The sequence below is a fragment of the Actinomyces timonensis DSM 23838 genome (assembly GCF_000295095.1).
GTDB lineage: Bacteria > Actinomycetota > Actinomycetes > Actinomycetales > Actinomycetaceae > Actinomyces > Actinomyces timonensis.
In genome coordinates this window covers 810,563-824,293 of record NZ_JH806632.1, presented here as the reverse complement: position 1 = coordinate 824,293, position 13,731 = coordinate 810,563, and the positions used below count along the sequence as shown (strand labels likewise).

10 protein-coding genes and 1 riboswitch are annotated in these 13,731 nt (G+C 71.5%); of the genes, 4 read left to right on the top strand and 6 right to left on the bottom strand.

From position 1 onward, the window contains the following. Positions 1-20: 20 nt before the first annotated feature. From A1QA_RS0103715 to A1QA_RS0103705, 3 genes are all read right to left on the bottom strand, one after another. Complete coding sequence (locus tag A1QA_RS0103715; RefSeq protein WP_017177583.1) at positions 21-1,373, bottom strand: serpin family protein; 1,353 nt, start codon at positions 1,371-1,373, stop codon at positions 21-23. 166 nt (positions 1,374-1,539) lie between these two features. Next, a complete protein-coding gene (locus tag A1QA_RS0103710) occupies positions 1,540-2,505 on the bottom strand; it encodes an aldo/keto reductase (protein WP_026048660.1) in 966 nt (321 codons plus the stop codon). A gap of 50 nt (positions 2,506-2,555) precedes the next feature. Further along, complete coding sequence (locus A1QA_RS0103705) at positions 2,556-3,389, bottom strand: alpha/beta hydrolase family protein (RefSeq protein ID WP_043508198.1); 834 nt, start codon at positions 3,387-3,389, stop codon at positions 2,556-2,558. Between the two features lie 194 nt (positions 3,390-3,583). Beyond that, positions 3,584-3,666, top strand: a riboswitch (SAM riboswitch). Positions 3,667-3,669: 3 nt separating this feature from the next. Between A1QA_RS0103705 and A1QA_RS13295 the strand changes: the two genes are divergently transcribed. Together A1QA_RS13295 and metE are read left to right on the top strand one after the other, a co-directional pair. Then, positions 3,670-4,764 (top strand): methylenetetrahydrofolate reductase, encoded by a 1,095-nt coding sequence (locus A1QA_RS13295; protein ID WP_051000511.1) that lies wholly within the window; start codon positions 3,670-3,672, stop codon positions 4,762-4,764. Between the two features lie 24 nt (positions 4,765-4,788). Further along, positions 4,789-7,182: a 5-methyltetrahydropteroyltriglutamate--homocysteine S-methyltransferase gene (gene metE, locus A1QA_RS0103690; protein WP_017177579.1), complete on the top strand. Its 2,394-nt coding sequence runs from the start codon at positions 4,789-4,791 to the stop codon at positions 7,180-7,182. Between the two features lie 129 nt (positions 7,183-7,311). Here metE and A1QA_RS0103685 read toward each other — a convergent pair whose 3' ends face one another. Together A1QA_RS0103685 and A1QA_RS0103680 are read right to left on the bottom strand one after the other, a co-directional pair. Then, the gene (locus A1QA_RS0103685; RefSeq protein WP_017177578.1) at positions 7,312-8,238 is read right to left on the bottom strand and encodes a copper homeostasis protein CutC; all 927 of its coding nucleotides are present in this window, start codon (positions 8,236-8,238) and stop codon (positions 7,312-7,314) included. Positions 8,239-8,396: 158 nt separating this feature from the next. Further along, entirely contained in the window at positions 8,397-9,287 is an 891-nt protein-coding gene (locus tag A1QA_RS0103680) for a cation diffusion facilitator family transporter (protein WP_017177577.1), read from the bottom strand. A 290-nt stretch (positions 9,288-9,577) separates the two neighbouring features. Here A1QA_RS0103680 and A1QA_RS13290 point away from each other — a divergent pair, with 290 nt between their 5' ends. Further along, complete coding sequence (locus tag A1QA_RS13290; protein WP_425265722.1) at positions 9,578-10,453, top strand: trimeric intracellular cation channel family protein; 876 nt, start codon at positions 9,578-9,580, stop codon at positions 10,451-10,453. Between the two features lie 15 nt (positions 10,454-10,468). Here A1QA_RS13290 and A1QA_RS0103670 read toward each other — a convergent pair whose 3' ends face one another. After that, the gene (locus A1QA_RS0103670) at positions 10,469-10,774 is read right to left on the bottom strand and encodes a hypothetical protein (protein WP_017177575.1); all 306 of its coding nucleotides are present in this window, start codon (positions 10,772-10,774) and stop codon (positions 10,469-10,471) included. Between the two features lie 583 nt (positions 10,775-11,357). On the opposite strand from A1QA_RS0103670, the gene A1QA_RS0103665 reads away from it, so the two are divergent. Further along, the gene (locus A1QA_RS0103665) at positions 11,358-13,721 is read left to right on the top strand and encodes a protease PrsW (RefSeq protein ID WP_244266056.1); all 2,364 of its coding nucleotides are present in this window, start codon (positions 11,358-11,360) and stop codon (positions 13,719-13,721) included. Positions 13,722-13,731 lie beyond the last annotated feature (10 nt).

The window sequence follows — 13,731 nt, the reverse complement described above, 5'->3', positions numbered from 1 at the left end:
CACTGCCCCTCCCCGGGTCTCTAACCGCGGGGGTCGTTGATGATCGCCTCGAAGAGGCTGAGGCCGGTGCTGAGGTCGCGCAGGCGCATGGCGTAGGGGTGGTCGACGATGAAGTCGGTGGTCTCGCCGGGGGCGGGCGCCATGGCCAGGCCTTTCTGCTCGGAGAGCGCGGCGGCCTTCGTGCCGTCCTCCTGGATGAGGAGGCGCACCTGCTGGCGGTACTCACTGGTGACGCAGCCCTCGCCGGCCCTGCCCATGGGCACGGCGTCGATCCCGAGGGGGGCGAGCACCGCCAGGACGTCGAAGCCGCCACCGGGAGTGGTGACGTCGATCCGGGGCAGGGCGAGCTTGACGTCCGGTTCAATGCCCTCGGACGTCGCCTCGTCGAGCAGGGCGGTGGCGCGCGCCCACGTGTCGGCGGGAAGTGATTCGGGGAGGGTCCCGGCGTCGGGAAGGATGATGTCGAGGGCGAAGCCCTCGGAGTAGGGCACGCGCAGCACCTTCCAGCCCGAGGCCCCAGAGGACCCCATGGTGCAGGTCATATGCGCCGATTGGTGCATCATCGGCACTTGGACGACGGCGCCATCGGGCAGGGTGAAGTCCTGGTCATGGGTGCTGGACTCCTCGAACATGGTCTTCCAGCGCGCCGCGAAGAGCACCGCGTTCTGGACGACGAAGCCGGGGTCCATGCGTGTGATCGCCGACTTCTCGATGAGCCCGCCGGTGTGGAGCTTCGCCCACGCGTCGAGGACCGCGCGCGCCTGCGCGGGAGTGGAGCGGCGCAGATCGGCGCTGAACCACTGCCCGACGCCGTCGATGAAGTCCTGGTTCACCGTGGACTGGCCCTCCTCGGCGATGACGAGCAGCTGGTAGGCCACGTGGAGGAGGGGCTTCTCGGGGGCCTTGGCCGAGAGGTCGAAGGACGAGGGGTCGCCGTCGTAGGCCAGCAGGGCGTTCTGGATGGCCGACCAGGTGGTGTTGCGCGTGGCCTCATCGGCGCAGCCGAGGCCCGTGTTGATCCCCTGGGCGGCGGGGTCGGTGGCGCCCAGGGCGGCGGCCGCCAGGCTGAGCCCCAGGGACGCGGGGCTGACGAGGGCATTGGAATGCGCGCCGTCAGCGAGTTGGGCGCTCAGCGCCGTCGCGCCGAGGGTGTCGCAGGCGGCGACGGCGGAGGCCAGATCCGGGGCCCGCGACACGGGCACGGCCGTGCGGGCGACCGAGCCGATGAGTTGCTCGCCGCCGATGGACGGGCGCGGGGGTTTGCTGGAGCAAGCGGCGAGAGAGCCGGCGGTGAGCGCGGCCAGGGCGATGAGAGTTCGGCGGCTGAGGGGTGGGAGGGTCGAGGCGGCGGGGTGCAGGGGCGAGGGAGTCATGCCCCGATTCTCCGGGGAACCACAGGAAAGTCCCAGGGGGAGTCCTCCCCGGGTGCGGGCAGGCGCGCGGGCGCCGCCGCACCCGTCGAGATCGTACTTTTGGTGACGAAATCTGAGGGTAAGGGTACGAAGTCGACGTCAAAGTGACGAACTCGCGGGGCCGCGGTCAGGGAACGCGGCGCGCCTGCTCCAGGTCGGCGAGGACCTCCGCGGGAAGCGGCGTGCTCGCCGCCTTCACGGCTGAGGCCAGCTGATTCGTTGAGGAGACCCCGACGACGGCGCGCACGGGGATGCCCCGCTGCGCCATCCATGCCAGGACCACCTGCCCGGCGTCGAGCCCCGTGGCGTCGGCGGCCCGCGCGAGCGCGGCGAGCTGGCCCTGCGTCGCCCCATGCTGGTAGGCCTCGGGAAGCGGCCGGTCAGCACGGGTGTACGCGCCTCCAAGGAGCGGCGAGTAGCCGATGAGGCCAAGACCGTGGCGCGTGGCGACGTCGATCACCTCCTCATCGAGGAGCACATGCGGGGACAGATCGGCGCCGGGCGCGGTCGTCAGGTAGGTGAAGCGCTGCTGGAGGACGCAGTAGCCCGCCTGCCCGGCGGGCGTGGCGGCGAGCGCGGCCTCGAGGCGGGAAGCGCTGAGGTTGGAGCAGCCGATGAAGCGGGCCGTGCCGCGCCGGGCCTCCTCGACCAGTGCCCCCACAGTCTCCTCGATCGGGACGCGGGGATCGTCGACATGCGCGTAGAGGAGATCGACCTGATCGGTCCCCAGGCGGGCGAGGGAATCCTCGGTCTGCGTCCTGATCGCGCTCGCCGACAGGCCCAGTGCCTCGTCCAGGCTGCGGCTGCCCGGGCGCGGGCGCGCGCCGATCTTCGTCGCCAGGGTGACCCGGTCCCGGGCGCCCGGCCGGGAGGCGAACCAGCGGCCGAGGAGGGATTCGGACTCGTCGCCGGTCCCGCCGTCAACCCAGAAGGCGTAGTTGTTGGCGGTGTCGAGGAAGGTCGCGCCCTGATCGAGGGCGGCGTCGAGGATGGTGAGGGCGGTGTCCGGTGGTACCTGGGAGCCGAAGTACATCGTGCCGAGCGCGAATGGCGGGACGCTGGGGCCGTGGCTGCCGAGTCTGCTCATCTCCATGCCCACCAGTGTCGCCCCTGGCCCGACGGAAGCGGAAGGGGCGCCGCGCCTCACCGCAGGCGCAGGGCCATCCAGTCCACGGCCGCGCGCGAGAGCTCGGCGTCCGCTTCCTCACCCTGGGAGTGGATCTGCATCATGCGCGATCCATCGGGGAGCAGGGGGAAGCCCTTGGCGGCCTCGTCAGCGGCGTCGGAGGACTCCACGACCTGCGCCCCATGCACCATGAGGATCGGCCAGGGCAGGCCCTCCATGACGCCGTCGGGGCTCTGCATCGACACGTCCGCCAGGGTCTCCTTGCTCACCACGTCCCATGCGCGGTCATTGGGGTTGTCATCCGGGAGGCGGGTGATGCCGTGCTTGGCGAGCTCGTCGAGCTGGGTGGGGGAGAAGACCTCCTCCCACAGGATCGACTGCGGGCCGACGATCGCGCCGACGGCCACCGCCGTGCGCACCTGCTCCGGCCTGGCGACGAGCGCCGCCGTCGCCCCCAGGCCGTGCCCGTGGATCCCCTGGCGCGCGTAGCCCAGGTGCGAGAGCCAACTGCACAGCGCCTGGAGATCGGCGACCTCACTGGCCAGGGTGATGACGTCGTCGTCGGAGGCCCCCAGGCCCGAGAAATCGAACTGGAGGGTCGCCAGGCCGGCCTCCCTGTACGCGGCGGCCATCCGGTCGAGGCTCTGACCGGGCCCATGGCGATCGGCGAGGAAGTCGTGGGCGAGGATGACGATGGCCTCGGGGCGCTCCGTCATCGCGCCGCCGGTGTCCACCACCCGTCGGCCTTCACGAGGGTCGAGGTCAGGGACGCCGGCGGGTAGAGCGAGCTCAACCGCGAGGCCGATGCCCCGGGCGGTGTCGATGCGCGCCTCGATGCGCTGATCAGCCATGGGCACCAACCTAGGGCAGGCCCGTGCCCCCGGCCATCCTCCTGCGGGGGGAGATGGGTGATTGCGCTGGGAGCGTGACGCCCCGACGGGGCGCGGCCACTGCCGGCGCGTGCCCGCGGGCACCCGGGGCCGCCGTCGAGTCTCAGGAATCGGACCCCACGGCCCTTGTGGCGCGTGGTCTGGCACGATCGGCTCACCCATCCAGAGCGATCGAGAGACCTGGCTCAACGACGTCGCAGCAACCCCTCGAGGGTGCTTCCGCCAGGAACGATGGAGAATCATGCCAACCATCCCCGGTGCCCCCGCACCCGCCGCTCACGAGTCTCCCGTGCCGACCGCCTCTGGGCCCGCCTCGGCCCCCGTCGGCCGCGCGCCCACGCTCTCCCTCGAGCTCTTCCCGCCCCGCGCCAGCGCCTCCCAGACCTGGAGCGCCCTGGACCGACTGCTGGCCACCGCCCCAGATTTCGTCTCCGTCACCTACCGTCCGACCTTCGTCCTGGGAACCCGGCCCGCCGATCCCGCCGTCAGGGTGGTCCGCGAGCACAACCCCGCCGAGGACGTCGTCGCCCACGTGCTGGCCCGCTCCGACGTGGACCTCATGGCGCACCTGACCTGCATCGGCTACCGCAAGCGCGACGTCGTCGAGATCATCCGTCTCTTCCTCGCCATGGGCGTGCGCCGCTTCCTGGCCCTGCGCGGCGACCCTCCCCGCGGCCACGACGCCGACGAGCTGCCCGGCGAGCTGGCCCACGCCGAGGACCTCGTGCGCGTCATCCGGGAGGTCGAGTCCGAGTACTTCGACGACGGCGAGCGCCACCTCACGATCGCCGTCGCCGCCTACCCCGCGGTGCTCGACCACGGGCGCGGCGTCGAGATCCTCGCCGCCAAGCAGGCGGCTGGCGCGGACCTGGCCATCACCCAGGTCTTCTACGACTCCGAGGACTACCTCTCGCTCGCCCGCGCCGCCACCTACTGCGGCGTCTCGATGCCGCTGCTGCCCGGCATCCTGCCGATGACCGACCTCTCCCGGCTCTCCCGCCTGGCCTCCCTCACCGGCGTCCCCATCCCGGAGGGCCTCGCCGCCAGCCTCGGGCCGGCCCGCGGCGCCCAGGCCGTCGTGCGCGGCATCGACGCCACCCTGAGGCTGGCCACCGAGGTCCTCGACGGCGGCGCGCCCGGCATCCACCTCTACACCTTCAACCGCACCCGCCCCGCCCTCGACGTCATCAGCCAGCTGCGGCTCGGCGGCATCCTCGGCGGCGAGCGCGTCTCGGCCTCCATGCAGCGCGATGTGCGCCGCGCCTACCTCAACGCCACGCCCGGTGGTGATCGTCGAATGCCCGAGCCGGCCCACGCCGGTTCCGCGCGCCCCTGAACCTCGACGACGAAAGCGACGATCATGACCACGCCGACGACCACCGCCTCCACCCCTCTTCCCGCCGCGACCATCCTCGGCTACCCGCGCATCGGGCCCGACCGCGAGCTCAAGCGGGCCGTCGAGTCCTACTGGAAGGGCGCCAGCGGCGCTGATGAGCTGCGCGGAGCCGCCGCTGACCTGCGCCGGGCCACCCGCGAGCGCCTGCGCGCCCTGGGCCTTGGCGGACCAGCCGCCGTCCCCGCCGACTTCGCCTACTACGACCAGGTCCTCCAGATCACGAGCGCCCTGGGCGCCGTCCCCTCCCGATTCGCCCACCTGCGCGGTGGCGCCGGGGCGGGGCACCCAGGGCTGGGCCTCGAGGGCCACTTCACCGTGGCGCGCGGCCAGGGCGACCTCGCGGCGCAGGAGATGACGAAGTGGATGGACTCGAACTACCACTACCTCGTCCCCGAGATCGACGAGTCCACCGTCCTCGACTACGTCCCCGGCTTCGGCGCCATCGACCCCACGGACGGGCCCGCCGCCCAGGTCCTCGAGGCCCTCGCCGCGGGCGAGCCGGCCCCCCGGCCGGTCATCGTCGGGCCGATCACCTACCTGCTCCTGGCCAAGGCCTCCGACGACGCCGCCCCCGGATTCCGGCCGATCGACCGCGTCAAGGACCTCCTGGGGGCCTACGGGCACCTTCTGGCCGACCTGTGGGCCGCCGGAGCGCAGTGGGTCCAGCTCGACGAGCCCGCCCTCGTGGCCGACACCTGGGGCGTTCCCCGCGAGGAGGTCCTGGCCGCCGCCGGCTGGGCCTACACCTGGATCGCCGCTATCACCGAGCGACCCCAGGTCCTGGTGACCGGCGCCTACGGCTCGCTCGGCGACGCCCTGCCGGTCCTGGCGGGCACGGGGGTCGAGGCCGTGGGCCTCGACCTCGTCGCCGGGGAGCTGCCCCCGGCCGAGGACCTGGCAGCCCTGGGGGGCAAGACCGTGGTCGCCGGCGTCGTCTCCGGGCGCAACATCTGGCGCACCGACCTCGATGCCGCGCTCACCACCCTCGAGCGCCTGCGAGACGCCCTGCCCGCGGGCACGCCCCTCACCGTGGCCACCTCGACCTCACTGCAGCATGTCCCGCACGACGTCGAGCGCGAGGCCTCCCTCGACCCCGCCATCCGCTCCTGGCTGGCCTTCGCCGACCAGAAGGTGGGGGAGGTCCTCACCCTCGCGCGCGGCCTGGACGAGGGCAGGGGCTCCATCGCCGACGAGCTCGCCCTCGACGCGCGCCTGCGCGCCCAGCGGGCCGCCCACCCCGGGGTGCGGCGCGCCGAGGTCCGCGAGGCCGTCGGCGCCATCACCCCCGCCGACCGGGCCCGCCCGCCCTACGCCGAGCGCAAGCCGCTCCAGGACGCGCGCCTGGGGCTGCCCCTCCTGCCCACCACGACCATCGGATCCTTCCCGCAGACCCGTGAGATCCGCGCCGCCCGCGCCGCCCACCGCAAGGGCGAGCTCGACGCCGCTGGCTACGGGGCGCAGATGAGGGCCGAGATCGAGCGCGTGGTGCGCCTCCAGGAGGAGATCGGCCTGGATGTCCTCGTCCACGGCGAGGCCGAGCGCAATGACATGGTCCAGTACTTCGCCGAGCTGCTCGACGGCTTCACCACCACCGAGCACGGCTGGGTGCAGTCCTACGGCTCGCGCTGCACCCGCCCCTCGATCCTGTGGGGCGACGTCGCCCGGCCCGCCCCGATGACGGTGGCCTGGTCCTCCTACGCCCAGTCGCTCACCGACAAGCCCCTCAAGGGCATGCTCACCGGCCCGGTGACGATCATGGCCTGGTCCTTCGTGCGCGATGACCTGCCGCGCGCCGAGGTCGCCGACCAGCTGGGCCTGGCCCTGCGCGCGGAGGTGGCCGACCTGGAGGCCGCGGGCATCGGCGTCATCCAGGTCGACGAGCCGGCCATCCGCGAGACCCTCCCGCTGCGCCGCGCCGATCGCCCCGCCTACCTGGAGTGGTCCGTCGGCTCCTTCCGCCTGGCCACCGGCGGGGCCGCGAGCGCAACCCAGATCCACACCCACCTGTGCTACTCGGAGTTCGATGTGGTCATCGACGCCGTCGACCACCTCGACGCCGATGTCACCTCCATCGAGGCCTCCCGCTCCCGGATGGACATCCTGCCCGCCGTCGCCGCCCACGGCTTCACGCGCCAGCTCGGCCCAGGCGTATGGGACATCCACTCCCCGCGCGTGCCCAGCACCGAGGAGTGCGCCGAGCTCATCGGCCGCGCCGTCGACGCCCTGGGCGCCGGGAGCATCTGGGTCAACCCCGATTGCGGGCTCAAGACCCGCGGCTATGAGGAGACCACGAGCTCGCTGAGGAACCTCGTGGCCGCGGCCGCGGCCGCGCGCGTGCGGGCCCGCGTGGAGGGCTGAGCGCGCCGGGCCCGCCCAGGACGGCCCATCCCGGTCCAGGCGACGGGGGCCGGCGGCTTTCAGCGACGCCGGCCCCAGTCCTCCTGGGCGGTCCTCCTCTCGCGGAGGCCCTCGGTGCGCGCGCGGCGCTCAGTCGCCCGGCCCGCCCGGCACCGGCAGGGCACGCGCCACCTCGACGATCTCGCGCACCTGCTCCTCATCGGTGTTCTGGGGCAGGTGCGGGGGAAGGTCGGGGAAGGAGCAGCGCAGGTGGATCTCCCCCGCGCCCGTGGCCTCGATGACCTCGGCGGCGTTGTGGCTGCGCACCATGCCGGTGGCGATGACCGTCGGCCCCTCCTCGGCCACCATCGCGGCGATCGCCCGCGCCCCGTCAAGCGCCGTGTCCGCCGCGCCGCTGGTGAGGACGTAGTCGATGCCGAGCTGGCGCAGGTCGCGGTAGGCCTCCAGAGGATCGCGGCTGGCGTCGATCGCCCGGTGGTAGGTCAGGGGGGCGCCGTCGGCGAGGTCCTTGAGGAGGCGGATGAGGCCCCGGTCCACGGCGCCGTCGTCCGTCAGCCCGCCGACGACGAGCCCCAGGTCCACGGCCGGGGGCAGGGGCTGAGCCGGGTTGGAGGTGGGGACCGGGCGGGTGTACTCGCTCATCTCGCGCGCCAGGGCGGCGATCCGGCGGACGTCGGCGATCATCGCGCGCCGGCCGTCGCCGTCGTAGATGAAGCCGCCGCCCCGGGGACGGATCATGATGCGCAGGCCGAAGGGCGCGCCTCCCGCTGAGCTCGCCCAGTGCGCGCCGATGCGCTGGCGCTTGGCCTCGACCTCCTCGGCGGCGGCCAGGACAGCGGCCTCGATCGCGCCGATCGAGGGCGTGGTGCCGCCGACGGTGAGGTTGTCGCACAACTCGGCGCGATCCGCTCCCGCGCGGACCGCGAGCCGCACGCCGGCGACGTTCTCCAGGCAGATCTCGACCCCGATGTGGTCGAGACGGCGCCAGGGGGCGTCCTGCGGCGCTGTGTGATGGCGGAGGGACGGAGCGGTCGCGGACAGAACTGCTGGGCTCATGGCACGAGTGTGGCACGGAGCGCTCTATCTCGCCGTGGAATCCGACGACGAACCCTCCCCGCCACAACCCCGCACCTGCGCGAATCGCCCAGAACGGGGCCCTCGGGCCTGGGCGCGGCCGGTAGAGGCCCGGGCGCTGCCGGGGCAGGTCGGGGCGATCAGACGTCGTCGAGGTCCTCGTAGCTCTTCGGATCGCCGATCGGCTCGAGATGCGCCGAGACCCTCAAACCTGGGTCGGAGCGGACCAGGTCGTCGATGAGGTCCTCGGCGTAGTCGTGCCCCTGCTTGACCGTCCAGGCGTCGGGCACGAGCACATGCAGGTCCATGAAGCGGCGGTTGCCCGCCTCGCGGATGCGCATGGCGTGGAAGTCGATGCGGCCCGGGTCGCGGCGGGCGCCCAGCACCTCCTCCACCCGGGCGATCGCCTCGGCCGCGGGGGCCGCGTCCATGAGCCAGCTCACCGACTCGTTGATGAGCTTGAACCCCGTCCACATGATGTTGAGGCCCGCCCCCAGGGCGACGAGGGCGTCGAGCACCGGCGAGCCCGTGATCGCCACGACCCCCACGCCCACGAGCACGGCCGCGGAGGTGATGACATCAGTGGCCAGGTGCTTGGAGTCGGCGATGAGCGTGGCCGAGTGCTCGCGGCGCCCCGCCCGGTACAGGACCCAGGCGACGCCGCCGTTGATGAGCGAGGCGATGACGGAGACCGCCAGTCCCAGCCCCAGTCTGTCGGGCATGACCGGGTCGATGATCCTCTCGGCCGCCGTGACGATGATGAAGGCCGCGGCCACGAAGATCATGACGCCCTCGACCACCGCGGAGAAGTACTCCGCCTTGGAATGGCCGAACTGGTGGTCCTCGTCCGCCGGGCGGATCGAGACCTTGAGGACCCACAGGGCCACGATCGCCGCCACCAGGTTGACCACCGATTCCGCCGCGTCCGACAGGAGCCCGGCCGAGCTGGTCACCCATGCGGCCCACGATTTCAGGGCGATGGTGGACAGGGCGGCCCCGATGGACATCCAGGCGTACTTGGACAGGTCCACGGGAGGGGCGTAGCGAGAGCCCGCGGTCTGTTGCTTCTGCGCGGGGGACGACGACGGCGAGGAGCGGGTGGGCTGTCGCGGCTGTGATGGCTGTGAGGACAGGGAGCGCGATGATGGCACGGCTCGATCCTCCCCCTGCGGTCGACGGGCCCGCCAGCGGTGGTTTCGGGGAGCCTGAGGAGGCGGCCGCCGGCGCGCCCCCATCACGTTCCCACGGCATTCCTCCCCGCCCCCGGTGAGTCCTCGCAGCGTGCCCGCTCAGCCCGCCGCGCATCCTCTATCGTGTGGCCGTGCTGTCAGCGATCTGCCTCCCCATCGCGCTTCATCCCGCGCAGATCACGGCCCTCGGCGCCCTGCCCGTGACCTTCCGCGCCATCGACCTGTCCGGCGTGCTGTTCAACGGGATCCTGGGGGCGCTCATCGCCCGCCGCAAGAACTTCGACCTCGTGGGCTTCGTGGTCCTCGCGATCCTCACGGCGACCGCTGGCGGCATCCTGCGCGACGTCATGATCCAGAACGGCCCGCCCTTCGCCCTGACCGACCCCTATTACCTCTACGCCGCCTGCGCGGGCGCGATGATCGCCTGGCTCGTCCCCTTCACCTCCCGCCCGGCCCGCCGCTTCCTCGTGGTGGCCGACGCGCTCGTCCTGGGCGTGTGGGCGGCCACGGGCGCCTCCAAGGCCCTCGCCAATGGACTGGGCGTCATGCCCGCGCTCCTGCTGGGGTGCCTGACGGCGGTGGGTGGATCGATGATCCGCGACGTCTCCGTGGGGGAGACCCCTGCGGTTTTCGGCGGCAACAAGCTCTACGCCGTGCCCGCCCTCATCGCCGCACTGACCGATGTGGCGATGGTCCGCGCGGGATTCCATGAGAGCTGGGGGATGCTCGGCGCCATGCTCGTGGGGGCGGGGCTGTGCCTGCTCGCCTACTGGCGCTCCTGGCAGCTGCCCGTGGTGGGGGACCGTGAGTCGAGGCGGCGCGCCCGGGGCGATCGGGGGGAGCGGCCTGCTCGTTGGTCGCTGTCGAGCACCAGCGCGATCGGGTGGCGCCGGGGGCTCATGGGCCTGCGTCTCAAGGGCGACGGCGCGCGGCAGGCCAGTGGGGGCGGCGGTGCCTCCCGCGCATGGCTGCGCGGCCGCAAGCCCCTCGACCCCGAGGACCTCTGAGGGGCGCGGGCGCCGCTATCGGACGGGCCGGATCGTGGCGTCGTCGACGGCGATCGGCTCGGAGCCGCGCGACGCCGGGGCGGCGGGGGCGCCGAAGAGACGCTCCTTGACGGCGTCGGCCACCTTGTCGGTGACGGCCTCGCCCTGCTGGCGCACGGCCTGGGCGACCCGTGCCTGGGCGGCGTCGACCCGCGTGCGGACGAAGGGCTGCTCGGCGACGCCCTTGGCGGTCGCCTTGATGCGCTCGTACTGGGCGCGGCCCGCCCGGGTGCCCAGGACGTACCCGGCGCTGAGGCCGAGGACGAAGGGGAGCTTGCTCATGCGTGCCTCCTAGATGCGTGCGGCGGGCCCGTTGCGCCCGGACCGCGGCGCCCAGCCTAGCCGTCCGGCGACTCCTGGGCGAGGCGCGCCCGAGGGCCCTCAGCGGGCGAACCACAAGACCGATCCTGGGGCTTAAGTCCTTGGTGTTGGAGCGCGCGGGGTCGTGGGACCGTCTTCTCCCCATCACTCCCCGTGGACTACCCATCCTCCCCGGGGACCGTGACCTTGCTGTGACTTTTCCGGTCTGCTTACGGTCTGACCTGTGTCGATGAGTAATGGCGCTGTCTATGGAGCCTGGGCCCCCACCGGTGGCGGCCCCCTGCGAGCGGGCCTTGGGGCCCCTGGGGGCACTGCCAGGGGGTCTGCGGCGCTGGTTCTCAGCGCGTACCGGGGTCATCCTCCCGAGTGGTGGGAGAGGCTCAGCGCGGCCTACCGGGGATGGTGGGCTCGGCATCTCAGGTTCGCGAGAAACCTGTGCCGCACGGTGTGGGCCCTCTACGCGATCGCGATCCCGCTGGGGATCATCGCGCTCATCGTCATCCCCCGGCTCGCGGTGGCCATGGTGCCACCCATCTTCGCCGCCATGGGGCTCGTGCTCATCACGATGCTCGCCCGCACGCGAACCATCGGGTGGCGGGCGATCTCCGCCGTCTACGGGATCGGCATCTGGAGCGCCGTGGCGACGGCCCTGGCGACCCGCTGGATCGGCGGGCTGGGTGGGCTGTCGCCGTCGGACGACGGCGCGAGGGTGACGCTCGCCGCGTTCATCGAGGAGCCCGCCAAGCTCGTGGTGCTCGTGCTGCTCGCCGTGCTGGCGCCGGGCAGGGTCCGGCGCTTCGCCGCGGTGGACTGGGCGCTCCTCGGTTTCGCCTCTGGCCTGGGATTCACGGTGGCCGAGGACAGCGTGAGGCGTCTGGGCGAGCCAGGCCTGTGGGAGCGGGTTCTCGGCGAGGAGCGCTTCCATTACTCGCCCAACCCGTGGACGATCGGCTCCTACTCCAGCGAGATGACCGACGGGCTGGCGGTAGGGCACCAGGTGCACACCATGACGGTGGCTATGGCTATCGGCCTGGCGATCGCGCTGTGGCGCATCGGTCCTGTCGCGAGGACTCCCCTGAGGGTGGTTGTCAGGCGGGCGGCGGCCCTGGCGCTGCCGGTGCTGGCCCTGCTTCAGATGATCGCGGATCATGCTGGGTGGAATGGCAATGCCTCGCTTGTGGACTGGAGCGATGCCAGGACGCCTGGTGTGCCGGGGTGGATTCCTTTCCTCTGGAGCGCCGGGTCCGAGGGCTCGCTGAGCATCCCCGTCTCGGTGCTCATGCTCGTGGTGTGCCTCCTGGTGGACGCCTACCGGCGGGCGTGCATGGGCGTCCATGGGTTCACGGTGGGGGATGCTCCCGCTGTCCGGTTCCCCGTGATCGAGCTGCCGGCCCCGCTGCGGGCCGCTATGGCCTCGGTGATGGCCCTGGCGCAGTTCACGTGGAGTGACATGGTGGTGGTCTTCCGGGCGTATGGGGATCGGCGCTGGGGGACGTGGGCGGCGATGCGCCAGGGGAGCGCGATGGGGGTGCAGGTGCGCGGGGTGCGCGCCGATGCCATGGGGCGTGGGGCCCCGGGGCGCGAGCCCCGTGCTCGGTGGCTCTTCCGGTTGTGGGCGCTCCTGTGCGCGCTCCTGCTGGTGGGGGTGTGCTGGTGGGGGCTGATGATCTCCCAGGAGGTTGGTGAGTTCCTCACCACCGACGGGGATGGGATGTTCTTCGCGGGCCTGCTCGAGATGCTCGCGGAGTGGTGGGACGGGCTGGGCATGGGCGGGCAGATCCTCCTGACGGCTCTCGGAGTCCTGCTCATCATGGCCTCTGGGGGCTCGTTCGCGCTGGCGATGGGTGCGACTGGCATCTTGACCTGGGTGGCCGCCCATGGGGCGGGGCTCGACTCCCTGCTGCGCGATCCCGCGGCGGCCATCAAGGAGTACTTGTCCACGGCGACGCCGGAGAAGCTCGTTCTCGACATCGTTGACTTCGCCCTGACCTTCGTTCCTGGCTCCTTCATGGGGAGGGCGGGTCATGCGACGGCGGAGACCCTGGCCAAGACCCGCGCGATGCGCGAGGAGATGGGAGAGGCCGCCGAGTGGGCCGCGCGCGGACGGGCCGCATCGGAGAGTGGGGCGGCGCGGCGCGCCGCGGAGGCGGCCGCTGAGCGGCGGGCGGCCAGGCATGGAGCGTCCGAGGCAGAGGATCTGAGGGAGCTCGAGAGCATCTTCGAGGACCGGGCGAGGAAGAAGGCGGCCCTTGACGCCAACATCTCTGAGTTGGAGACTCTTGCCAACAAGTACGGCCTGACCGCATCGGACTTCACGAGGGGAAAAATCAGTGACACGATAGGACTCCTCGAGAAGAAAAAAGCCGATCCGGAGGATATCAGGAGACTCAAGCAGGTAGCAAATGAGGTAAGTGCGGGTCGCGGCGATATTGCCCGGACGGCTAGGTACGCTGGTGAAAGAGGGGGTGAACAGGCGCTTGCGCGTCGAGGATACGAAACTCCTAGCGAATTTCGATCAGAGCCGGCAGCTCGTAATACTGGTGCTGGGCAAGTAGACGGGCTCGCCGTATCGTCCGACGGAGATGAACTAGTGATACCGGAGTATAAGGGGGGCGCGGCCAGCTATCAGCCAGGAAAGACCTACAAACTTAGAGAGTTGAGCGGATCTCCTGCAGCGCAAGGAACATCGAATTATTCGATGGATCGAATGTTAAGTGATAAACGAGTCGTCCGTTACTTTCGTGATAATCCAAATGTATGGGAGTCGGTTGTAAGCGGACGCACCAAGATGCGCACAGATGTGCTGACAACCCCTTCGGCTGGTGCGACGCATAGCGTGTACTCTGAGTCGGTCGCGCCAACGAGGGAATTTATTGACAAAATGAACGCTAAAATCGCGGCGATCTGAGGAGGAGACA

Bases quoted from the DNA above. Each gene is read 5' to 3' on its own strand.
- A1QA_RS0103710 (WP_026048660.1), bottom strand. From the start codon at position 2,505: ATGGAGATGAGCAGACTCGGCAGCCACGGCCCCAGCGTCCCGCCATTC.
- A1QA_RS0103715 (WP_017177583.1), bottom strand. From the start codon at position 1,373: ATGACTCCCTCGCCCCTGCACCCCGCCGCCTCGACCCTCCCACCCCTC.
- A1QA_RS0103665 (WP_244266056.1), top strand. From the start codon at position 11,358: ATGGGGCTCGTGCTCATCACGATGCTCGCCCGCACGCGAACCATCGGG.
- A1QA_RS13295 (WP_051000511.1), top strand. From the start codon at position 3,670: ATGCCAACCATCCCCGGTGCCCCCGCACCCGCCGCTCACGAGTCTCCC.
- A1QA_RS0103705 (WP_043508198.1), bottom strand. From the start codon at position 3,389: ATGGCTGATCAGCGCATCGAGGCGCGCATCGACACCGCCCGGGGCATC.
- metE (WP_017177579.1), top strand. From the start codon at position 4,789: ATGACCACGCCGACGACCACCGCCTCCACCCCTCTTCCCGCCGCGACC.
- A1QA_RS0103670 (WP_017177575.1), bottom strand. From the start codon at position 10,774: ATGAGCAAGCTCCCCTTCGTCCTCGGCCTCAGCGCCGGGTACGTCCTG.
- A1QA_RS0103685 (WP_017177578.1), bottom strand. From the start codon at position 8,238: ATGAGCCCAGCAGTTCTGTCCGCGACCGCTCCGTCCCTCCGCCATCAC.